The organism is Enterobacter sp. MALB-1, assembly GCF_041021625.1.
GTDB lineage: Bacteria > Pseudomonadota > Gammaproteobacteria > Enterobacterales > Enterobacteriaceae > Enterobacter > Enterobacter oligotrophicus.
Window position 1 is genome coordinate 117,109 of sequence record NZ_JBDPJL010000001.1, and the last position, 21,676, is coordinate 138,784.

16 protein-coding genes, 1 tRNA gene and 2 pseudogenes are annotated in these 21,676 nt (G+C 49.7%); 10 read left to right on the forward strand and 9 right to left on the reverse strand.

The features are described 5' to 3' along the window. Positions 1-50 precede the first annotated feature (50 nt). Together ABGB15_RS00575 and ABGB15_RS00580 are read right to left on the reverse strand one after the other, a co-directional pair. Positions 51-635 carry a fimbrial protein gene (locus tag ABGB15_RS00575; protein WP_152082740.1) on the reverse strand — a complete coding sequence of 195 codons (585 nt, stop codon included), beginning with the start codon at positions 633-635 and terminating at the stop codon, positions 51-53. A gap of 52 nt (positions 636-687) precedes the next feature. Then, positions 688-1,290: a LuxR C-terminal-related transcriptional regulator gene (locus tag ABGB15_RS00580; RefSeq protein ID WP_215723094.1), complete on the reverse strand. Its 603-nt coding sequence runs from the start codon at positions 1,288-1,290 to the stop codon at positions 688-690. Positions 1,291-2,087: 797 nt separating this feature from the next. Here ABGB15_RS00580 and ABGB15_RS00585 point away from each other — a divergent pair. From ABGB15_RS00585 to ABGB15_RS00595, 3 genes are all read left to right on the forward strand, one after another. Then, complete coding sequence (locus ABGB15_RS00585) at positions 2,088-2,936, forward strand: winged helix-turn-helix domain-containing protein (RefSeq protein WP_225903510.1); 849 nt, start codon at positions 2,088-2,090, stop codon at positions 2,934-2,936. Position 2,937: 1 nt separating this feature from the next. Beyond that, positions 2,938-3,417 carry a hypothetical protein gene (locus tag ABGB15_RS00590; protein ID WP_215723093.1) on the forward strand — a complete coding sequence of 160 codons (480 nt, stop codon included), beginning with the start codon at positions 2,938-2,940 and terminating at the stop codon, positions 3,415-3,417. A 241-nt stretch (positions 3,418-3,658) separates the two neighbouring features. After that, a complete protein-coding gene (locus ABGB15_RS00595) occupies positions 3,659-4,540 on the forward strand; it encodes a GlxA family transcriptional regulator (protein WP_215723117.1) in 882 nt (293 codons plus the stop codon). Here ABGB15_RS00595 and ABGB15_RS00600 read toward each other — a convergent pair. Then, on the reverse strand, positions 4,537-4,974 hold the full coding sequence (locus ABGB15_RS00600) for a hypothetical protein (RefSeq protein ID WP_152082737.1): 438 nt from the start codon (positions 4,972-4,974) through the stop codon (positions 4,537-4,539). The genes ABGB15_RS00595 and ABGB15_RS00600 overlap by 4 nt on opposite strands. 137 nt (positions 4,975-5,111) lie before the next feature. Here ABGB15_RS00600 and ABGB15_RS00605 point away from each other — a divergent pair, with 137 nt between their 5' ends. Further along, positions 5,112-6,110: a class I SAM-dependent methyltransferase gene (locus tag ABGB15_RS00605; RefSeq protein WP_215723092.1), complete on the forward strand. Its 999-nt coding sequence runs from the start codon at positions 5,112-5,114 to the stop codon at positions 6,108-6,110. A 101-nt stretch (positions 6,111-6,211) separates the two neighbouring features. Here the strand turns inward: ABGB15_RS00605 and ABGB15_RS00610 are convergent. The 3 genes and pseudogenes from ABGB15_RS00610 to ABGB15_RS00620 form a co-directional block, all read right to left on the reverse strand. Next, positions 6,212-6,507, reverse strand: a pseudogene (locus ABGB15_RS00610) (helix-turn-helix domain-containing protein). Next, positions 6,504-6,798, reverse strand: a pseudogene (locus ABGB15_RS00615) (type II toxin-antitoxin system RelE/ParE family toxin). The pseudogenes ABGB15_RS00610 and ABGB15_RS00615 overlap by 4 nt, the downstream one beginning before the upstream one ends. A 185-nt stretch (positions 6,799-6,983) precedes the next feature. Further along, the gene (locus ABGB15_RS00620) at positions 6,984-7,286 is read right to left on the reverse strand and encodes a SymE family type I addiction module toxin (protein ID WP_152082734.1); all 303 of its coding nucleotides are present in this window, start codon (positions 7,284-7,286) and stop codon (positions 6,984-6,986) included. A gap of 128 nt (positions 7,287-7,414) precedes the next feature. Here ABGB15_RS00620 and ABGB15_RS00625 point away from each other — a divergent pair, with 128 nt between their 5' ends. The 4 genes from ABGB15_RS00625 to ABGB15_RS00640 are packed head-to-tail and all read left to right on the forward strand — an operon-like array spanning position 7,415 to position 10,063. Then, on the forward strand, positions 7,415-7,597 hold the full coding sequence (locus ABGB15_RS00625; RefSeq protein ID WP_215723091.1) for a YlcI/YnfO family protein: 183 nt from the start codon (positions 7,415-7,417) through the stop codon (positions 7,595-7,597). Continuing rightward, on the forward strand, positions 7,594-7,860 hold the full coding sequence (locus ABGB15_RS00630; RefSeq protein WP_215723090.1) for a hypothetical protein: 267 nt from the start codon (positions 7,594-7,596) through the stop codon (positions 7,858-7,860). The genes ABGB15_RS00625 and ABGB15_RS00630 overlap by 4 nt, the downstream gene beginning before the upstream one ends. Before the next feature lie 8 nt (positions 7,861-7,868). Beyond that, on the forward strand, positions 7,869-9,110 hold the full coding sequence (locus ABGB15_RS00635; protein ID WP_215723089.1) for a PIN domain-containing protein: 1,242 nt from the start codon (positions 7,869-7,871) through the stop codon (positions 9,108-9,110). Beyond that, the gene (locus tag ABGB15_RS00640) at positions 9,107-10,063 is read left to right on the forward strand and encodes a hypothetical protein (protein WP_215723088.1); all 957 of its coding nucleotides are present in this window, start codon (positions 9,107-9,109) and stop codon (positions 10,061-10,063) included. The genes ABGB15_RS00635 and ABGB15_RS00640 overlap by 4 nt, the downstream gene beginning before the upstream one ends. 5 nt (positions 10,064-10,068) lie before the next feature. Here ABGB15_RS00640 and ABGB15_RS00645 read toward each other — a convergent pair. Beyond that, positions 10,069-10,163, reverse strand: a tRNA-Sec gene (locus ABGB15_RS00645). A 288-nt stretch (positions 10,164-10,451) separates the two neighbouring features. Here ABGB15_RS00645 and ABGB15_RS00650 point away from each other — a divergent pair. Then, entirely contained in the window at positions 10,452-11,843 is a 1,392-nt protein-coding gene (locus tag ABGB15_RS00650; protein WP_152082731.1) for a glycoside-pentoside-hexuronide family transporter, read from the forward strand. A gap of 12 nt (positions 11,844-11,855) precedes the next feature. After that, positions 11,856-14,174, forward strand: coding sequence for an alpha-xylosidase (yicI, locus tag ABGB15_RS00655; protein ID WP_215723087.1), 2,319 nt, complete (start codon positions 11,856-11,858; stop codon positions 14,172-14,174). A gap of 50 nt (positions 14,175-14,224) precedes the next feature. Here the strand turns inward: yicI and ABGB15_RS00660 are convergent, their stop codons facing one another. Then, on the reverse strand, positions 14,225-19,657 hold the full coding sequence (locus ABGB15_RS00660) for an Ig-like domain-containing protein (protein ID WP_215723086.1): 5,433 nt from the start codon (positions 19,655-19,657) through the stop codon (positions 14,225-14,227). Between the two features lie 256 nt (positions 19,658-19,913). Next, positions 19,914-21,608, reverse strand: coding sequence for an AsmA family protein (locus ABGB15_RS00665; protein ID WP_215723085.1), 1,695 nt, complete (start codon positions 21,606-21,608; stop codon positions 19,914-19,916). Positions 21,609-21,676: the final 68 nt, after the last annotated feature.

The window sequence follows — 21,676 nt, forward strand, 5'->3', positions numbered from 1 at the left end:
GCTTCTCCTGAAAGCTGAGTCAGGCCCGGCCGACAGACCGGGCCTGAAAATTACGAATAGGTGACGGTATAAGTCGCAACTGCGCTGGCATCACCCGCAGTGGCATTGCCTTCCGGGGAGTAATATTTCGCGCTGAAGTTCAGGGTGTTGGAGCCGCTGCGCAGCGGGATCGCGGCGGCAGGTTCACCCAGTTTCACGACGTTGCCTTGCTCGTCGTAAAGGCGGATCGCGACGTGCTGTGCTGACGTGGCGCTGCCGTTAGAGCCTACTGCCAGGCTGTTGGCGTCCGAGTTATCTGGCGTACCGGTAAAGGTCACAGCCACGGTTGTTGCAGCGATCGGGTTCTCTTCCGTAGAGCCGGAGGTGTCTGCGATTTCGCAATCTTCCAGGGTAATCGCGAACGCTTTCGCGGTGCTGGCCTCGCTTCCCGCAGCGGCTAGCGTAGCGGTACGAACTTCGCCCATATCGACATCAATGTTGGCACTGCCGGCACTGATGGCACAGGCAGACGTGACGACGCTTCCGTGAAAATTCACCGTACCGCCGCTGGTGCTCGCCGCCAGTGCGGAGCCAGCTGGCAGCAGGGCTGCAATGCTTAACGCCAGCAGGGTGTTGTGTTTTACGCGTGCTTTCATTTTCTTAATTCCTTATTTTTTTATTACGAGATTTGCTCTGAAAGCGGCAGGTCTAACTGGTTAAAAAGACCAGCAAATCTGTCTTATTCCTGAGCCCAAGTTTTCTTATCGCTGAGCTTTTTAATGCGCTAACCCGGCGATAAGACAGCTTTTCTAGTTCTGCGATGTAACGTATATCCAGTCCGTTCCTGATCTCCTTTAATACCCTCCATTCTCCCGGCGTCAGCGATAACGCTGCGGGTTTCTTTTTAGGCCGATGTCGGCTATCGACCATTTTTAATAACTTCGCTCGCCACTGATATATGGGGTCCTGCAAGGAGATATAGGCGTCAATATCTCCCCTGACCCACAGCAGAGAATTGGCCGGAGCGGAGTACATACAAATAATCACTTCAGGATAATTCGCTTTGATGTTTTTTATATATTTCAGGCAGTCATATCCCGTGTGGTATTTCTCAGCGCCAGATACCAGTAAAATATCAATGCGGTTAGATAACAACGCCGTATCCAGTTGCTGATAGTCGCCCACGGAAATTTTTATTTGCGAATCCGGGTTAACGCTCCTTAATAAGGTTGTAATACCATGGCGTGCATAATGATCGCCGCCCATCAATGCAATATTTATAGGTTGTGTTGTTTCGGAGTTACTCGCCATGTTATTCCCTCGATTTATAATAGTATCAGGCGGATCATTACTGTTGATGTCAGCCCGTTTTCTCGAAGCAATCACGCATTGCATGGTGTAGGCCTACTATACGCTGGCCAATAAAGAGGTAATCTGAATTAATCTTAATTTGTATTAATCGCTGTTATCGACACCGGTGACGACGTTATCCTCTTATTGGATTGCTCCCGCTTCGTTGTCTGCAAATAATCATACCTGCAATTTTTAATGAAAATTTAGCTTTGATAAATGTTTTGTAAGGAGAGTGTCTGCTGGTGTCAATCGGAGGGGCAAGATACTGACGATGGATAACAATTTCCGAGTGTTATCATCGATTTATACTGATGATAAGGTGTGCGCATTTTATACAGAGTGGCGGCGTAAATATTGATATTGCTGGAGATTCACAAAAGTTAAGTCTTAACCGTTCTGAATATTTCAGACATCCATGTCCATTGCGTTCAATTTGAGCTTTTGTCTGGTTTTGTCAATGTCAAGAGGTGGGTTAACCCTCTTTTCAGGTTTATATCATTAATCAGGAGTAGGGGCGGTTCAGATGTTTCAGAATGATAAAAGGGAGCTTCACAAAAGATGAGAAATGCGTTGTTTAGTTTATAAAGTAGTGCTCCAGGCCGCATTATGCCAGGGTTTCAGGATGTCTTTCACTTCAGTGAAGCTGCAGGAATGTGAGATAAAATAAGATTTTTCGCCAATTGCTGAGATATACAGCATAAACTTTATCAGTCACATTAATCCTTGCGAGCGGTTATCACGCAAATACTCCATCCATGTTCAGACATGGCGGCTTCAGGATTAACAGGAGAATTCATACTGACCCTATGCATAAGCATTATATTATTAACAACATTGTTGAATTTCACCCTGCGGCAAGCACGTTACGCGATCTCAACAATCCCGACCGCGTCGTGGTGTTAAATTCACCCGCAGGTCGTTGCCTGTTGTTATTAATCGAGAGAGCGGGATCGATTGTGACACAGCAAGAGTTTCTTGATGTTGTCTGGCAAAGCCGCGGCATGCTTGTCTCTTCGAATACCTATTATCAGAACATCTCTATTCTGCGCAAAGGGCTCAAAAAGATTGGTTTTGACGTTGACCCTATTGTGACCATTCCCCGCATTGGATTGACGCTGGCAAGCGATACACAAATAACGATTAAAGGTGCTTGCGCGCGCCCGTCTGAAACAGTGGACGAGCCGCTCGTGGAGACGCAGCCAATAACCGAGCCTTTACCGCCACCTGAACAGGTAGCGGAACCCACAATATCACCTGTGAGGCATTCGCGCTGGCTGGGCGGTATGCTGTTTGTTTTCTTCATACTGGCGGGGGTGGGGATGATTGGCCACAGCAACGCCCGTGAAAACCGTTTTGTCGATGATTATCGTTTTGCGGCATCGGTGGGAAGCTGCCGTGTCTACCTGGCAAACGATATTCAGACCCAAAACGAACGCGCGAAGGCGCTGGCGTATGTGGACCAATTTAAGGCTGAGTGCGCAAATTATCCCTGGATTTATATCAGCTGGTACGCCCGCCTTCCGCGTGCGTCTGTTATTCGCTGTGACAGAGCAATGAAAGAACCGAACCGCTGTATCTCTGATTATTTCATTGAGGATCGCTAGCATGAGCCGTTATCGTCAGATGCTGTATATTCTCGCGACGTGCCTGGTCACTGGCGGGGCGCTGATGGGTTACTACCTGTGGCACCGATACTATGTTCAGCCGTTTTCCTGCCAGGCAAACCTGGTGCAGCACCATCCGTCAGAGACGTTATCGCTCTGGCTGAATTACACGTTTGATGGAAAAAGTGGCACGCTGAGCATGAATGGCAGCACTCTGAGCGGTTCAAATAAAACAATCGACCGGAAAATATCCTTCCAGATTGAGCGGAAGGACAATTTCTATTTATTGACCTCTGAAAAAAACATGAAATTTCCGGACGATAATGTGGAAGATAGCTGGCTGGCAAAATATGAACCGCAATTTTATGTTTATCCAGAGAAAAGTATTTATATACGTATAAATAAACAACAGAATGGTAACTATCTCTTCACGTTAGGCACATTGCCAACATATGTGTGTCGCAGTTCAAAAAAAGAATGACCCGGCCAAAAAAACGTTATAAAGACTTCAAATTTCATTTATGCTTGATTTAAGGTTTGAGAATTACCTTAGAAATATAAAAAGCAACCAGCGTGTTGCAATAATGTAATTGTTATTTAACTTTGGCAAGTTGATGAAAACTGTATTTGAACCTTCCGGTCACGGTTTACCTGCGCCGGAAATGCGGCTGCATATTGGGTTGCTTTTATGGCCCCACTATTCACTGCTGGCGGTATCCGGATTGATGGAAGCGCTGCGCTATGCAGCGAAAGCACAAAAGAAAATTTCATTCAAAATCAGGTTGATAAGCGAATTCCCTGATATCCCGATCGCCAGCAATGCGGGTATCAGTATCAGACCCGATTCCGCTCACGCTCCCCCTGATTCCTTTAACTATATTGCTGTCATTGGCGGCGGTTTGCAGTATCTGAATCGCGGCTACCAGGGAGACAGAGAGTATCTGGCGCACGCCCATCACGCCAGAGTTCCGCTGATTGGGATAGGCACCGGCAGTTTTGTGCTCGCCCAGGAAGGCTTACTGAATGAGCGACGTGCTTCGATTCATCCCTTCCACCTGGAGACGTTTCGACAGGCTTTTCCTCAGGTATACGCTGAGCAAGGCTATGATTTTATTGATGAAGGTGATGTGCTGACCTGTCCGGGTGGTATTTCGACCATCACGCTGGCAACCGAGTTGATTCGTTTACATGCCGGCAGTGATACCGCCAGTACCGCCTGCCAGCGTTTGTCTCTTGTTCCCCATGAACTCGCCACCCCCCGTCCGGCCAATATTGCGCTGATCCCCGACTCGCGTTTGCGTCGCGCAGTGATGCTCATTGAACAGTTCCTCACCCGCCCGCTGACGACCGCCGGGCTGGCCAGCGAAGTGGCACTGAGCGAGCGGCAGCTTAACCGTCTTTTCCATGCTGAATTTGGTAAAACCACCCGTGAGTTTATCCGCAGTGCCAGGCTACGCTATGCCTGTTGGTTATTAAAAAATTCCCAACAAAGCGTTACGGATATTGCCCTGCGGATGGGTTTTAGCGACTGTGCGCACTTTATTCGTCATTTTCAGACGGAATACGGCTGCACGCCAGGCGTCTGGCGCACGTCGCAGAGTTAAGTACACATGTAGTTAAACGGTCCCGAGGGGCATGGACGGAGCACGGCGTTAAGGGTATCGGTTTTGAAGGTGTACATGCCGCCGAAGAACGGATCGACAATCAACCAGCCCGGCACGCCCAGGAAGATAACATTGCCCAGTGTGTACCAGTGGCTAAAGCGCGTCTCCAGCGGCATTATCAATGAGTAATACCCGTCCTGTTTCACCGTGAGCGTGTACTCGCGCTTGCCGAAATAACTCCCGTCCGCTTTCTTCAGCGTGACGGTTTTTGGCGTGTTACCTGTTGTGATGATCCTGCCGCTCTGGTCCGCGATGATAAAGAATGCGTTAGCGGGTTGGCTGTTGATCGTGATTGTCTCTTCATTATTGCCAACGATAGCGGCACAGCCGCTCAGCAGCAGCGGCAGTAACAGCAGGAAGGTGAGTTTTTTCATTCATATCGCTCCGGTCTCTTACCAGACCAAAGCGACACCCTGCGGGTGAAAATTAAGCGCGTTATCTCGTGCTTTCTTCTTAGGGTAAAAAACGGTCGGGTAAGTAGACTTCCGTTAATGGCCAAAGGGGGAACGAGATGAACTGGCAACCGTATCGCGGTACTGCACCTGAAAACATGACCATTTATAGCGCGGCGTTTCCCGATGTCAGCGACCAGTGGCCGATGAAAGATGAGGTGACCCGTGAGATCAACGCGATTGATCAGGCCCTGAAAGCGGACCCGGATCTGGAGCCGCCTCTCCGTGAATACGAAGAGGGAGGACTGCCGGTTTTGATCCCTCAACATCACTTTTCAGAACAGGCTTTTCGCCACCGTCCCGCACTGGCCGCCTGGCGCGCCCGGCTTGTACCAGGCGCGCTGGCGCTCTTTGTGGTGCAAAACCCGCTCGAAGAACGGCTCCCTGAAGGCACAAAAATGGACAGCGAAAGCCGCCAGTGGTTTATCCATGCCAACGACGCCATCGGTGTACGTTCCCGCGCGAAGGTGCTCAGTATGTTGGTTGAAAAATACATCCACAACGACAGCGAAAACAACTGGGTGAGCCTGGCGAGCGGGGCGGCGATCCCCGTGCTGGAGGCGCTGCGTAACGCAACGCTTGACGGGCAGAAGGTGTTTTTATCGCTGGTAGATAAAGATCCTGTTGCGCTGGATTGGGCCGAAACCATGGCGGCTCAGGAGGGGCTTACCGTGGGTGAACAACTGACGTTGCTCAGGCGTGATTTGGTCCATACCCTGGTGCGCAATGAAGATTTATTACTCGAACTGGGTGAGCATCAGGCCGAGCTGGTGGACGCGCTGGGGATTTTCGAATATTTCAACGACACCGATGCGGTGATTTTCCTGCAACGCGCCCTGAAGCTGGTGAAGCCCGGAGGAGCGGTGGTTGTGTCCAATATGTTGACCAGCAGCCCGCAAATAGACTTTGTTTTGCGTTGTATTGGCTGGGAACCTATCTTCCCGCGCACTTTGCAGCAACTGCAGGATATCCACATCGCGGCGGGCGTACCGGTGGAGAATGTCACCGTGGTAGTGCCGAAAGATGGGGTGTATGCGGTGATGGAGGTGAGAGCGTAGTTCGGTTTGACCGGGTGCCGGAAACGGTAGCCGTTTCCGTTGCTGGGTATGAGATTGCATGGTTAATCACGGGTCTCGCAATATAATACTTTTCAATCTTTCTAGATATGAAATGCCACACGTTTTCCGGTGGGAAGTTCAACATCAATGCTGAGTTTTCCTCCCATGGCTTCAATATAACGCTTGAGCGTGGCAATTTTCAGTTCATTACCCCGTTGCTCCAGTTGAGTGATGGCTGGCTAATACCCATTGCCTGAGCCACATATTTTTGCGATAGCCTCAACTCTTCACGCATCATTTGAAGCCCGGTTTCCAGAATCATTTCATCGCCCATTTCCTTGATGCGCTTCTGGCTTTCCGGTGTGCGGGATGCAATCACTTCATTTAAGGTTTTCACTTTGTTGCCTCCAGAGTTGCCAGATGAAGAGAAAATTCGCCATCAGCGATACGGATAAGTCGTTCATAAAAAGTGTTGCCGTGACTTTTGCCTCCTGCGCACAGCACAATGGCCTGACGTACAGGATCAAAGGCGAAGAACGCTCGAACTAAATACGTAACTCCTTCATATTCTTATACCGTGAACCTTTAACGGTATCCGCATACGGGCGAGGAAGACGAGGTCCATAGTTTTGCAGATTCAACAGGTCTGCCAACACTTTTCCTGTAATCCCTCTTCCTGTTCATGCAACTATTGCTCGAACACCTTACTGAACAGTGCCGTCCACATACTCTCGTCCATGATAAGCTGTAGCTTATAAATGCAATGGCTGCCATGGGCAGCCAGCTCTTTGGGGAACGGAGTATGACAAAAATGGGATATTAATTTGATAGCGCAATTAAGAAACTGCGAGGCGCTTTCCGGCATTTTACCATTCAGGCTGGAGAGGAAAGGAGCAGCGACAGCGTACCCTCGATTTCGGTTAGCTTTGCCTTCGCTTGTTTATAATCGTCCAGCAACCTTTGTTCGTGCTCGTTATACGCCACCAGAACGATGCACCCTTTCATGACCTTTACCGTGACCTGATGCCCGGTATCAAACCCCGCCGCACGCAGCCATTTGCCGGAAAGGATGATTTTCGGCGTAGATTTGTCGAAAACATTCGGGCGGTATCCCACAATTAACGAACGCTCGGTTCCGGATTGGTCGGTGTCTGGGGTAGAATGCGAATCAGCCATAATCAACTCCTTGATAGTTGGTGAGGTTAGACGCCCTTTAGTGCTCCAACACTGCTGGGCGTTGTCAGAATTCCAAATCCATGTGGTAGGTACCACATGCGGATAAACTAACCGAAGTGGTACCTACCATGCAAGAGAAAAAGAAACCAAATTTTGACCGCACCAAAAGCACGATGAAGAACATCCGTTTCGAGGATGAGCTTTTAGAACAGATTGAGAAAGCAGCGGGGAAAGGGAATTTTAGTAAGTGGGTGAAAGAGGCATGCAAAATGCACTTGTTAAGAAATAAAAATCTCGGAGGTTGTAAATGACAACATATGTAGTGATGTATGATCTGATAAAACATAAAGATTATAATAGGTTAATAGAGCAAATAAAAAAATATCCACAATGGGCTCGCCCTTTAGAGTCGGTATGGCTAATTGTTTGCGATGAAACCTCAGCGGAAATTAGAGATCATCTTATGAAATACATGGATTCAGATGATAAGTTGTTAGTCGTCAAATCAGGTAATTATGGAGCGTGGAAAGGTATAACTACAACGGTTAGTGATTGGATGAAAAATCATCTTTGAGGTGTGGTATGAGAAAGTTATTTAAAGGTTTCTACACACCAAATACATCTGAAGCAAGAGATATTTGGGATGATGCATGTACAATTTTTGTTTTTGATACAAACGTCCTTCTTAACTTCTATAGTTATGAAGAGGAAACTAGGAATGAATTATTTGAGTTGTTAAATGTTATTAAAGATAGATTATGGTTACCACATCAAGTAGCTTTAGAATATCAGATGAGACGTCTTGAAATTATTGCAAGAGAAAGAGATACATTTCATAAAATTGATAGATTTTTTGAAAGGATTAATGAGGATATTTCGGTTAAGATTATTGATGATTTAAAAATAAAAAGTCGGTTACCGGTATTAGCAAAGGAGTTGGATTCTTTTTCAAAAAAAATAAATTCTTTGATCATGAAATTTCGTAGTGAAGTTTTGGAGCGTCAACAAGAACTCAAACCTGATGTTATTTCCCATGATTCTATACGGGAAAAATTTGATTCTCTATTCCAAAGCAATATTGGAAACCCTTATAACAATGAGGAACTATTAAGTATATATTCTGAAGGCTTAGTTCGTTATCAGGATAAAATCCCACCTGGTTTCAAAGACAGACCTAAAGATGAGTTAGAAGAATACATTTATTCTGGGTGCTCGTACAAGAAAGAATTTGGTGATCTGATTATATGGAAGCAAATCCTAAGTATGGCAAAAAAACCAGAGGTCAAAAATGTTGTATTTATAACGGATGAGAAAAAAGAAGATTGGTGGTACCAAATTAGAAAAAAAATGGTTGGTCCATTACAAGCGCTCCAGACAGAAATATATAATGAAACTGCTATTGAACATTTTAAAATGTATGATACATCTTCATTTTTACAAGCGGCAAAAGAATATGTTAATGCTGATATTAAAGAGTCTTCTTTAGAAGATATCTCAAGTGTAATCAAAGTTAATCGTGAGGAGATTATCTATGATTATAGAAAAAATGAGTTAAAGAATGGCATGCATAGGTCAGATGTATCGGAAGCTGAAAATATTTTTTCAAGTTTCCTTAATCTTTATAAGAGCGAATTAAATACAGCGAAAAATGAAAAGGAAACGATAGATCTTGATATCTTGAAACAAGTCAATGCTGTTAAAGATGTTGGCGTTTTAGACAGCATTGATGACGTAGGGGGCACAGTGATAGGAGGAAAAAATATTGGTGTAGTAGATGAAAAAAATGATAAGCCCTCTGATGTATCTAGGGAAGATGAGCAATGATTAAAAAGTTGAAATTAATTTCGCCTTTGTTAATTAAATATTCATTATTCATAATGCCATTTGCTTTAGTTTGTTTTTTCTATATTACATTTTTTGTATATATAATATCACAAGTAAAGGAAGACAATGTTTTAAGTGAGTTAGGAAGTTTTGGTGACACCTTTGGGGTGATCAACGCTTTTTTCTCAGGTCTAGGTTTTGCTGGGTTAATAATTACACTTGTAATGCAACAGAAACAAATATCAAGGCAAAATAAAGAATATCTTAAGCAGGATGACTATACTAAAAATCAAGAGTACATTAGTATTTTATTTAAATTGTTAGATATGTACAAAAATGTTTTGAATGAGATTGTCATAAATTATGAACAAGAGAGCTTTATAGGTCGAGATGCTCTAAAAAAATCATTGTTTATTTTGTTGTCGAAAGTTAAGCAAGAAAAAGTAAATGAAATTCCTGCCGAGATAAGGAGGAGAATGAAATCGAAATCTTTAACTGAAGATGATATTGAAGTTTTAAATTTTATTTTTTATAAAAACTTAAAGCTTCTGAATTACTCTTTTAAACGACAAGGCAGGTTTGTTTCTACATTGCATTCGTTGCTACATCATCTTTATTTTAATAAACCGAATTCGTTTGATAATGAAGAGTTAGTTAGACTAGTGGCTTCTCAATTAACATATATAGAATATAACTATTTGTTTTACATATTAATATCAGATGAATCACAGCACCAACTTAGAAATTTAGTTGTAAAGTTAGGTTATGTAAAATATATAGCCCAAAGCCATATCCATGAAGTCCATAAAATAATGTGCAAAGAGATTTGGCGGATCGATATTGATAAAGAAAAAAAGGTTGTCGACTTTCCGATGGATAAAAATCTCATAAAGAAAATAGAAACTAATAAGGAAAAAATAATGGAGAGATTGAATATGTTACTTAATGCTTGAATTTTTGGCGGAAGATCACAGGAGTCGAACCTGCCCAGGACCGCTGGCGGCCCCAACTGGATTTGAAGTCCAGCCACCTCACCGGAGATGACGATCTTCCGCGCCTGCATTGCTACATGGAGGCGGGGCGCATTATAGCTACTTTCAGGCATTTACCACATCCCCCGACACACTTTTTTCACCTCTCTTTTGACCTGCACACCCCTGTTTCGGTTAATTCTTAAGAAAATCCTCAGGTTAGCCTTTCGTGCTCCCAACATTTACCGCGATCACAAAAAACAAGAAACGTAATCTGCTAACCAGAAAACGCAATACCCGCCTTTGAAACAATGGTTTAAAACCACTGTAACCGGTCTCAGCGCCCCCTACAGCGTGAAGGATAAAAAAGATGAGCGAAGTATTGTCAGTAAAAGAGAAGATTGGCTACGGCATGGGTGATGCCGCCAGCCATATCATTTTTGATAACGTAATGTTGTACATGATGTTTTTCTATACCGATATTTTCGGCATTCCCGCCGGGTTTGTCGGCACCATGTTCCTGCTGGCGCGCGCGCTGGATGCGATCTCCGACCCATGCATGGGCTTGATTGCCGACCGTACCCGCAGCCGCTGGGGTAAGTTCCGTCCGTGGATTTTGTTTGGCGCTATCCCGTTCGGCATCGTCTGTGTGCTGGCGTACACCACGCCAGATCTTAGCCTCAACGGGAAAATGCTTTACGCCGCTATAACTTACACCCTGCTGACCCTGCTCTATACCGTGGTCAACATCCCTTACTGCGCGCTCGGCGGCGTGATCACCAACGACCCGACGCAGCGTATCTCCCTCCAGTCCTGGCGCTTTGTGCTGGCGACAGCGGGCGGCATGCTCTCCACGGTGCTGATGATGCCGCTGGTGAACCTGATCGGCGGTGACGACAAAGCCTTCGGCTTCCAGGGCGGGATCGCCGTGCTGTCGGTGGTCGCATTCCTGATGCTGGCGTTCTGCTTCTTCACCACCAAAGAGCGCATCCAGGTGCCGCCGAGCACCACCTCCATGCGTGAAGACCTGCGCGACATCTGGCACAACGACCAGTGGCGCATCGTCGGTGTGCTCACCATCCTTAACATCCTCGCCGTCTGCGTGCGCGGCGGCGCGATGATGTACTACTGCACCTGGATCATGGGCTCGCCGGAAGTGTTTGTCGCGTTCCTCACCACCTACTGCGTCGGCAACCTGATTGGCTCCGCGCTGGCGAAACCGCTCACCGACTGGAAATGCAAAGTCAGCATCTTCTGGTGGACCAACGCCGCGCTGGCGGTGGTTAGCGTGGCGATGTTCTTCGTGCCGATGCATGCCACCGTACTGATGTTCGCCTTTATCTTCGTCATCGGCGTGCTGCACCAGTTAGTGACGCCCATTCAGTGGGTAATGATGTCCGATACGGTCGACTACGGCGAATGGACCAACGGCAAACGCCTTACCGGCATCAGCTTTGCGGGCACGCTGTTCGTGCTGAAACTCGGCCTGGCGCTGGGCGGAGCGTTGATTGGCTGGATGCTGGCAGGCGGCGGTTATGACGCCGCAGCGAAAACCCAGAACAGTGCGACCATCAGCATCATTATCGGCCTGTTTACGCTGGTGCCAGCGGTTTGCTACGTGCTGAGCGCGGTGATCGCCAAACGCTACTACACGCTGAAAACGCCATTCCTGATCAAAATTATGGGCGAGCTGGCGCAGGGCGCGCGCCGCAATCAGCAGGAATTCGAAAACCTGCCGGTCAGCAAAGAATTACAGAACTAAGAGGACGAGAGTATGAAAATCAGTGACGGAAACTGGCTCATTCAACCGGGCCTGAACGTGACGTATCCGGTTCAGGTGTTCGACGTGGAGCAGCAGGGCAATGACCTGGTGGTGTACGTCGCGCCGCGCGACGTGCGCGAACGCACCTGGCAGCTCGACACGTTGATGTTCACGGTTCGCCTGTTTTCCCCACAGGACGGGATTGTCGGGGTGCGCATTGAGCATTTCCAGGGGGCGCTGAATAACGGCCCGCACTATCCGCTGAACGTTCTGAAGGATGTAAAAGTTGAGATTGAAGACAACGCGGAATTTGCCGAGCTAAAAAGCGGCAGCGTCAGCGTGCGCGTCACTAAAGGTGAAGTCTGGGCGCTGGATTTTCTGCGTAACGGGCAGCGCATCACCGGCAGCCAGTTGAAAAATAACGGCTACGTACAGGATACCAACACCGATCGTAACTATGTGTTTGAACGTCTGGATCTGGGCGTGGGCGAAACGGTCTACGGCCTGGGCGAGCGCTTTACTGCGCTGGTGCGCAATGGCCAGACGGTCGAAACCTGGAACCGCGACGGCGGCACCAGCACCGAGCAGTCGTACAAAAATATCCCGTTTTATCTGACCAACCGCGGCTACGGCGTGCTGGTGAACCATCCGGAAAACGTCTCCTTTGAAATCGGCTCTGAGAAAGTCTCCAAAGTGCAGTTCAGCGTGGAAGGCGAGTATCTGGAGTATTTCGTCATCGACGGCCCAACGCCGAAAGAGGTGCTGAACCGCTATACCCGCTTCACTGGCCGTCCGGCGCTGCCGCCAGCGTGGTCGTTCGGCCTGTGGCTCACTACCTCGTTCACTACCAACTATGACGAAGCGACGGTCAACAGCTTTATCGACGGCATGGCCGGGCGCGACCTGCCGCTGCACGTGTTCCACTTCGACTGCTTCTGGATGAAGGCCTTCCAGTGGTGTGATTTTGAGTGGGACCCGGTGACATTCCCCGATCCGGAAGGGATGATCCGCCGCCTGAAAGAGAAAGGGCTGAAAGTCTGCGTGTGGATCAACCCGTATATCGGGCAGAAATCACCGGTATTCAATGAGTTAAAAGAGAAAGGCTACCTGCTCAAACGTCCGGACGGCTCCCTGTGGCAGTGGGACAAATGGCAGCCGGGGCTGGCGATATACGACTTCACGAATCCGGACGCGTGCCGATGGTATGCGGACAAACTGAAAGGCCTGGTGGATATCGGCGTGGACTGCTTCAAGACCGATTTCGGGGAGCGCATCCCGACCGACGTACAGTGGTTCGACGGAGCTGACCCGCAGAAAATGCACAACCACTACGCCTATATCTATAACGAGCTGGTGTGGAACGTGCTGAAAGAGACGGTCGGTGAAGAAGAGGCGGTGCTGTTTGCCCGCTCTGCGTCCGTGGGGGCGCAACAGTTTCCGGTGCACTGGGGCGGCGACTGCTACGCTAACTACGAGTCGATGGCGGAAAGCCTCCGCGGCGGGCTGTCGATTGGTTTGTCCGGCTTCGGGTTCTGGAGCCACGATATCGGCGGGTTCGAAAATACCGCCCCGGCGCACGTCTACAAACGCTGGTGCGCGTTCGGGCTGTTCTCCAGCCACAGCCGCCTGCACGGCAGCAAATCCTACCGGGTGCCGTGGGCCTATGATGACGAATCCTGCGATGTGGTGCGCCACTTCACGCAGCTTAAATGCCGGATGATGCCGTACCTTTATCGTCAGGCCGCGCTGGCTCGCGAGTTCGGCACGCCGATGCTGCGCGCGATGATGCTGGAGTTCCCGGACGATCCGGCGTGCGATTACCTTGACCGTCAGTACATGCTGGGGGATTCGGTGATGGTTGCGCCGGTGTTCTCCGAAGCGGGCGACGTGCAGTTTTACCTGCCGGAAGGACGCTGGACACACCTGTGGCACAACGATGAAATCCAGGGTAGCCGCTGGCATAAACAGCAGCATGATTTCCTGAGTCTGCCGGTCTACGTGCGCGGCAACACGCTGCTGGCGCTGGGCAACAACAACCAGAAACCGGACTACGCGTGGAACGAGGGCACGGCCTTCCAGCTGTTTAACCTGGATGATGGCGCAACGGCGGTGAGCGAAGTGCCTGCGGCGGACGGCTCTGTGGCGTTTACGCTGAAGGCGTCACGTCAGGGCGATACAGTGACTATTACGGGGGCAGGCGAGGCGCGGAACTGGTCAGTCTGCTTGCGCAACGTGCAGAAGGTCGGCGGCGTGAAAGGTGGTTCACATGCGGGCAGCGAGTGGGGCGTGGTGGTGAACGCACAAGGGAATGAGGTGGTGGTTCACCTGTAACCGCGGCGAAATCAAAAAGCGAGCCAAACGGCTCGCTTTTTTTATGTCGATTAATTGATGGTTAAATCCATCGTTAAGCGATATTCAAATGCCCAGTCGGTGTGCCAGTCTTTACCGGCGAAATGGATAAGACCAGTGTAATGCCCCGGTGGAATATCAGGGTTGTCACTTATGTTCCAGGTAAACTTCGCACGGTAGCCACCTTGACCGCTACACCCGACGGCTGCATTGAGCGGACGCTGCGAGCAATCGGACAAACGGTAACCTTTCAGTTGAACCTCATACTGCTGGCCGCTGTCATCCACCAGAGTGACGGGTGTGGAAACTTGCGAGGCACCGGAGGGAGCCCAGTCCAGCGACGTCGGGCCGGTGGTTGGTGACGATGTTATAAAGCCCAGGTCTGAATACCCTTTGATAGGCGCTGAGGTATAACTTGATGAATCCGTTGTGATGACCCAGGTATCCTCTATGGTATTGATAAATTTCACGCTGTTCTCTTCCAGCGTTGAGGTATTGATGGTTGCTGTCACCGTCACAATGCCCTGATCGCTGCCGCTTAGCTTGACAGTGGCCACTCCTGAACTGTTGGTTTTGGTTGTCGCCGCTGACAGATGGTTCATCGTTGTTTGCCAGGCGACTACGGCATCAGGCACCGTATTGTGGTTAACATCTTCAACATCCACGGTATAGGTGACGGAATCTGAACCGTTAGAGAGCGCAGTCGTTTTGTCCGGCGTCAGTGAAAGCAGTGAGGCTGTTTTGATATCACCAATAAAGGTGACTTTTGTCGCTTTCAGTGTTTGACCATTCCCTGGAATGGTGGCCGAGACTATGACATCACGCGCTTTCATGGTACGGCCTGTGATGGTCGCAATACCTTGTTCATTGGTCGTACTGCTGCTGGCGGCAAGCGTCAGATCCGGGTCATCGCTGCTCCAGTTGATTACGGTTCCAGGCAGAATATTGCCATTTGCATCTTTCGCCGTGACGGACCAGGTAACCAGCTCGGTATTATCGGCTACCGCTTTTGTTTTATCCGCTTTGATGTTCGACAGCGCTGCGGTTTCAACGTTACCAATAATGTTCACTATCACCGTTTGTTGAGAATGGTTAATACCTGCGCCTATAACCGTCGGGCCCGCTTTGGTTGCGGTGTAGGACACGCTGGCTACACCGTTAGTGTCGGTGTTGCTGCTATCGGATGGCTGGAACGTACCGCCCGGATTATCAGTACCCCAGTGCACCGTCTCATTGTTCACCGGATTACCGGACGCATCTTTTACGGTTGCCTGAAGCGTAATCACGTCTTTACCTGCGACAATATCCGTCGTTTTACTCGCAGTGAGATCCGTGACTGTCTCCGTCGTGACATCGGCGATAAAGCGCATCGTGCCGGAAGTCAGGCTGACGTTGTTAAAGGTGGCAACCGCTTTGCAGGCCACCACGTCCTCAGAGGCAATGGTCACCGTCGATTTCCCCTGCGCATTAGTCGCCTGGGTGTTCGCTGAGAGATGGTAATTACCTGCAGGTATCACCTTCCAGTTAACGTCGCCCTGATTGATGGCGTTACCATAATCATCCTTCACCGTAGCCGTTAAAGCGATGACATCTTTTCCGTCGGCGATGGCGTCGTAATCATATCCCGGTGAAGTGATCGTGACAGGTTTTGCACTGAGCATATCCGGCACAAGGGTGAGCTGAACCGTTTTCTGGCTGTTATTGACACTGCTTGCCGTGACGGTTGTGGCTTGCGCGAGTGTGCCACTGAACGTCGCGATCGCTTTACCTTCTGCGTCTGTGGTGACGCTGGTTTCGCTGAAGAGGCCGGTGGTGTTATCGGATGACCAGGTCACGGTAGCATTCGGGATCGGATGCCCGGCAGCATCCTGTACCGTTGCCGTCAGGGTGACGTTGTCTCTGCCCGCGGCAATGTTGTCGGTTTTATCCGCTGTAAGCGAATGAATGCCAGCCGTACTCTCATCAACAGTGAAGTTCACCGTTTCTGAGGTTTCATCCGTGCCGTTTACCTTCACGGTGACGGCGTAGCTTTCCACCTGGGTTGACGTTAAAGATACGGACACTTTCCCTGCATCATTTGATGTGCTTTTTGATGCTGACAGCGCGCCTGTCGTCGGGTTTACCGTCCATGCTGCCTCTACGCCTGTAAGGATATTATTATTCGCATCGATAACCGTTCCGGTGAAGGTAATGCTATCCGTGCCATTTGCGACAGCAGTGTTTTTGCTCGCTTTGATGTTTTCTATTTGTGCGGTGGTGACATCGCCTGTGAAGCGCGTTGCGGGTGCATTCCACGCCGCACCCGACCCCGCCTGAGCCGTGACGTTGACCTCGCCAGCTTTCACGGTGGTGACGGTAACGGAGGCCGTTCCGTTAACGTCCGTTTTCGTTGTGGCGGTAGAGAGTTTTGCCGTAGAGGGTGAGGCCGTCCAGTTTACGTTCTGGTCTTTCACCGGGTTGCCTTTGGCGTCCGTGACAGTAGCCGTGTAGGTAATCTTATCCTTACCGTTAGCAATGGCCGCCGATTTATCCACAGCAACGTTTGTCACTTTTGCCGTCGCTGTATCTGCGGTAAAGGTGAGTTTCTGCGAGTTTACTGCCGCGCCTGCCGCGGCACTGGCAGATACAACAACCTTACCCTGCATGGATGAAACCAGCGTTACGGTGGCATCACCCTGAGCGTTGGTGTTGTTTTGCGCAGCGCTTAACGTGCCTTGTCCCTCAACAATTTTCCACTGTACTGCGCTATCAGATACCGGATGATCGTTCGCATCAATGACTTGTGCGGTCAGCGAGATGCGATCGTTTTGGTTTGCGACAGCCTGTGTTTTATCTGTATCGAGCGTTTGCACGAATGCCGTTGCATTATCGGCGATGAAGTTAATGGCCGGTGATGTCTGCGATTGCTCCCCTAACGTTGCGGTCACTGACGTGTTTTCGACGGTTGTGGAGGTTAGATCGACGGTTGCTTCACCTTTCGCATCCGTGCTGGTGGATGTGCCGGACAGGCTGGCTTGAGCGCTGGCCGTGCTCCAGTTAATTTTCACGCCTTTCAGCGGATTTTTATTGGCATCTTCGACCTTCACTTTAAAGGTGACCGGATCATGACCATTCGCCAGCGCCGATGTTTTAGTGGCTGACACGCTGCCGAGCGTAGCGGTTTTAACATCCGGCAGGAAGGTCAACACGTCTGTTTTTAACGCGTCGCTGCTTCCTGTTGAGGCACTGACAATACCTTGTCCGGATTTTGTCGATTTCAGCGTCACCGTCGCAATACCGTTCTCATCGGTATTGCTCTGTTTGTCAGCCAGACGTGCCGTACCGCTTGCGGTGTCTATTGCCCAGTCAACAGGCTGATTGACCAGTGGGTGCTGGCTGGCATCCGTTACCATGGCGCTGACGGTAATCTGATCCTGGTTATCCGCCTGCGCGATTTTTTTATCGGCGTTAATCTGGGTGACGTGCGCACTGCGGGTGTCAGCCGTGAATTGCAGCGCTTTACTCTGGATAGCTTCGCCGTTATCAAGCTGCGCGCTAACCGTGGTGGTGATGACTTTGCTGCTGGTCAGTGAGTTGACGGCATAACCTTGTGCGTCAGTGGTGCTTGTTGTTGCGGCCAGAAGTGCATCCCCGTTTTCGCTGCTCCAGTGCACGGCCATACCCTGAACAGGGTTATTCATTGCATCAACAACATGCGCTTTGAGTGGAATCGCATCCTGGGCGTTTGCCAGCGCCGACGTTTTGGAAGCATCAAGCGTGGCAAAATGAGATGTATCACTCACCGCCGTGAGGATAACGGTTGTATTACTGAGCTTCGTCGTCTGGTTATAGAGAGGCTGGACTACTACCGCACCCGGTAGTGTCCCGGCCGTGAAGGTGCTGACGTAAACGCCAGGGGTTTGTTCTTTAAATGAACTGATTTTTTCCTGAACGGGGGAGGCGCTTACCTTCTGGCTTTGCGCACTACGACTCAACTGCGCGCTGAGGCTGCCAGCAAGACCGGTGATCTTTTCGCCGCTGCCGGAGGTGACCGTAACGGTTATCTGAGTCGTACTCGTGCCATCCGCCGGAAGCGAAGCACTCGCCGCTGACGTCGTTGTCGTAACATCGGCAAGGTTGAACCCGCTAACGGCTACCGTCATGTGGCTGACATCGGATTTATTCCCCTGGTTGTCATACGCCGTGGCTGAGACGACGTACATATTTTTCTCCGCGCCATTTTGCTGATAGCGAGGAAGGGTAACGGTCCACGTACCGTTTTTTTCATCGATTTTCCCCCCGCTCTGAACGAGGCTATCGTCCTGCCAGGTAATGTGATCCACCGGATACTTGCTTTTCACATTAACGTTAAAAGGTACGGTTTCTGCTTCAATGCCGGATATTTTTGCTGGTAATTTCAGCGAGATAAGCTCTTTTTTACGGTATTCCAGCACAATGGTGTTATTACGATTCACCAAATCAAGACGGCTACCCAGTAGCGTGCGGCGATCTTTCACTTTATCGGCATCAAGTTGCGCACTGAGCGGCGAACCCAGCATCCAGTTCAGCGCCAATTCAACCTGGGTATCGTTGTGATCGCCTTTACCCATTTTTTGGTTTAACCCGACAGAGAACAGCGGAACGGGGGTATAGTTGATACCCGCAGTCACAGCATAAGGGTCGCGTTGGCGGTCGTCGTCGTTGTCACCAAACAGGGCTACGTCATCGCCATAATATTGTTCCCAGATCAGCTGAGCGCCGAGCTGTGGATAAGCCGGAAGATAGCCTTCAGCCCGCACGTCGTAACCATTGGCTACGCGTTCTTCATAATCTTTGTGATCTTTTGAATCTTTCCAGCCTGAAAGGCGCTGATAACCGTTAGCACTTAGCCTGAAATAGTCCCAGCCGAGTTCAGCCCCAAGACCCAAACGCTGGTGGGTGTTATCAGACAGTTGTTGATCGTAAAATGCGTTTACGCCCCACATCCATGTGTCGGCGAAATAGCGGTAACCCAGGCCTGCATTAATGATGTTGCGATCGTCATCACGTCGTGTGCCTAATTGGGTGAAGATAAGGTTTTGTTTTTTGTCATCGTAAAGCGGTAACAGCATGTCCAGATTTGCACTTTCCAGCGACAGATTGTTGTCGAATCCCAGGTTTATTCGCGCAGTACCAAACTGCTCAAGCCAGGACTGAATTTCATTAGTGGCGTATGCAGAGCTGTTATTAATCGCTGAATTAATAAGGGCATCCGTTTTATTATCCTGGCTCAGCATTGAACCGGTACTGGAAAGCACATTGGCGAGGTTTTTACCTGCATCGTCTTCTTTTGCTGTGCTGGTTGACGCTGCTGCCGTAGTTTGTGAAGATGGCGTTTGACGACTGCTGGCAATAGCAGGAATTGAAAAAACAAATGAATTGATGAAGATAATTATTAATTGCAGAAATATTTGCAAACAGGCGGTAATTTTTGCGTAAAATCGCATCACAGGAGTCCTTTCCGGAATAATGAATCAAGAAAATAGGAATGGGTGTGATGGGATTATATTAAGAACTATCTGAGTATAGTCTTTATAATTTCTAATATTGTTTTTTATTTATACTAAAGCAATAAATTACAAAAATGTGTTCTCGATTATCTCATTGATATATTGCTTGTTTATGCCTCCAATGTATCCGGCTTCTGGATGGGTTCAGAAAGCCGGATGCCATTTGTACTTAATCAGATTAATAATATTACACTTACTGAGAAGTCGTGTTTTTTATTTCTTCTCCATTAAGTAACGTCTGATTAACGTGTTGTTTATCCATGTTCTCTGCCCGCAGATTGCCATTCACTGTGGATTTTAATGGCACTTTATCCTGTATGCTGCCGCTGGCAGTGAGCTGAAGGTTCCCGTCTCCTGCAATCGGCAATTCAGGCCAGCCCCACTGTTGCAGGATATTCAGAGGCACGCCGCGCCCGTTCAGGCTAACGGTCGTTTGTCGCTGTGGCAGCTGCGAAACGGTGGCGGTGGCCTCCAGGATGCCTTTTTCGGTGAACGCGCTCAGTTCGGAGATATTAACCGTTGCCGCATTAGCATTGAGCGCCAGTGAAGGACGACGCACGTCCACGCGGTTAAAGGTCGCCGCTGCACCGTTAAGTGTTGCGCTACCGCCCCATACGCCCCACTGGTGATCTTTTACCAGTTGCAGGTTGGCACCGTAACCATCCAGGGAGGTGATCTGCCACGGGAAAGTCGGATCGATGTCGATCACCAGGTTGCGGCTCAGGCCAAATTTCTTCAGCGTCATGCCGTTCAGCCATTCTGGCAGGGGGGCCATCCACAGCGATTTCCAGTTTTCGGGCAGGGTGTATTCCAGCCCGGCGATGGCGACATCATCCAGTACCAGTACCTTTCCATCGCGCAGCCAGTTGCCGGAGGTGCGCACCATCCCGCCTTCCCAGCGGGAGGTGAACTGACGCAGCGCCACGCCCTGAGGAGAAAACTCCGCATTCAGGATCGGGTCGAACAGGTGCAATGAGCCGTAGATAAACTCGCTGGCATTCATCGATAAGCGCCCCTCCTGGCTCTGCCAGTCTCCTCTGCTGAGCGTCAGATTACGCAGGCTTAAATCAAGATCGGTAACGGCCCAGTCCGGTCCCTGCAGACGGGCATCCGTCACTTCCAGCCGGCCAATCTGCAAAGAAGGGATTGTGTTCAGCGGCGCGAAGAAATCCATCAGTGATTTATCGCTTTGCAGGCGGATGTCATTCAGGCGCAGGGTATCGATTACCCAACTGCCATCAGCATTGCGCAGGGCGGAGCCGGTAAGCGAACCGCGTGCCATATCGGCACCTATGGTGCTCAGCACCACCTCTTTACCGTTGAGTTGCCCCTGTATCAGCACGTTAGTCGCCGGAACGCCGTTCAGGGTGAGTGAACCGGCACTCATCTGGATCTGCGCATTTTTACCCAGCACGTTGCCTGCTTCAGGCTCCCAGGGATTGACGCCGCCCGTCACCTTTTGCGCACTCAGGTCCCACTCTGTATTTGGGCTGTTGAAGGCCATATTGTTCAGCTGCAAACGGTCCGCCCGGAAGGGCAGCGGCGCGGTCTGAGGCGAGAGATTCAGCGTGCCATCAAACAGGGTGATGGTATCCATATGCAGCGGATCGGTGACCTGGCGGCTGCTTAAACCAATGTCGACTTTTTTAGCCACCAGCGTGGCGGGTTTGCCATCGCGACCAAAGGTGACGTTTTCCAGAATGATGTGGGAAGGCGATGAAAAGCGGTGATCCATCAGGTCGAAACTGAGTTCGTAATCGGTATTAGCCGTTACCCAACTGCTGAGCTGCGACGCGCCCCAGCGGGTCTGGAGCAGAATATAGAACGCCAGCACCACAATAAGCAGGGCAACCAGAAGATAGACGAGCAGCTTTCCAATAAATTTCATGGTCTTCCATCCCGTGAAACGCACATAAAGGAGTTATGCACGATTTATGCGCAATGCTCAAGGCGGGA

Excerpts from the sequence above, each read along its gene's own strand:
- ABGB15_RS00575 (WP_152082740.1), bottom strand. The coding sequence starts at position 635 with ATGAAAGCACGCGTAAAACACAACACCCTGCTGGCGTTAAGCATTGCA.
- ABGB15_RS00580 (WP_215723094.1), bottom strand. The coding sequence starts at position 1,290 with ATGGCGAGTAACTCCGAAACAACACAACCTATAAATATTGCATTGATG.
- ABGB15_RS00585 (WP_225903510.1), top strand. The coding sequence starts at position 2,088 with ATGTTCAGACATGGCGGCTTCAGGATTAACAGGAGAATTCATACTGAC.
- ABGB15_RS00590 (WP_215723093.1), top strand. The coding sequence starts at position 2,938 with ATGAGCCGTTATCGTCAGATGCTGTATATTCTCGCGACGTGCCTGGTC.
- ABGB15_RS00600 (WP_152082737.1), bottom strand. The coding sequence starts at position 4,974 with ATGAAAAAACTCACCTTCCTGCTGTTACTGCCGCTGCTGCTGAGCGGC.
- ABGB15_RS00605 (WP_215723092.1), top strand. The coding sequence starts at position 5,112 with ATGAACTGGCAACCGTATCGCGGTACTGCACCTGAAAACATGACCATT.
- ABGB15_RS00620 (WP_152082734.1), bottom strand. The coding sequence starts at position 7,286 with ATGGCTGATTCGCATTCTACCCCAGACACCGACCAATCCGGAACCGAG.
- ABGB15_RS00625 (WP_215723091.1), top strand. The coding sequence starts at position 7,415 with ATGCAAGAGAAAAAGAAACCAAATTTTGACCGCACCAAAAGCACGATG.
- ABGB15_RS00630 (WP_215723090.1), top strand. The coding sequence starts at position 7,594 with ATGACAACATATGTAGTGATGTATGATCTGATAAAACATAAAGATTAT.
- ABGB15_RS00635 (WP_215723089.1), top strand. The coding sequence starts at position 7,869 with ATGAGAAAGTTATTTAAAGGTTTCTACACACCAAATACATCTGAAGCA.
- ABGB15_RS00640 (WP_215723088.1), top strand. The coding sequence starts at position 9,107 with ATGATTAAAAAGTTGAAATTAATTTCGCCTTTGTTAATTAAATATTCA.
- ABGB15_RS00650 (WP_152082731.1), top strand. The coding sequence starts at position 10,452 with ATGAGCGAAGTATTGTCAGTAAAAGAGAAGATTGGCTACGGCATGGGT.
- yicI (WP_215723087.1), top strand. The coding sequence starts at position 11,856 with ATGAAAATCAGTGACGGAAACTGGCTCATTCAACCGGGCCTGAACGTG.
- ABGB15_RS00660 (WP_215723086.1), bottom strand. The coding sequence starts at position 19,657 with ATGCGATTTTACGCAAAAATTACCGCCTGTTTGCAAATATTTCTGCAA.
- ABGB15_RS00665 (WP_215723085.1), bottom strand. The coding sequence starts at position 21,608 with ATGAAATTTATTGGAAAGCTGCTCGTCTATCTTCTGGTTGCCCTGCTT.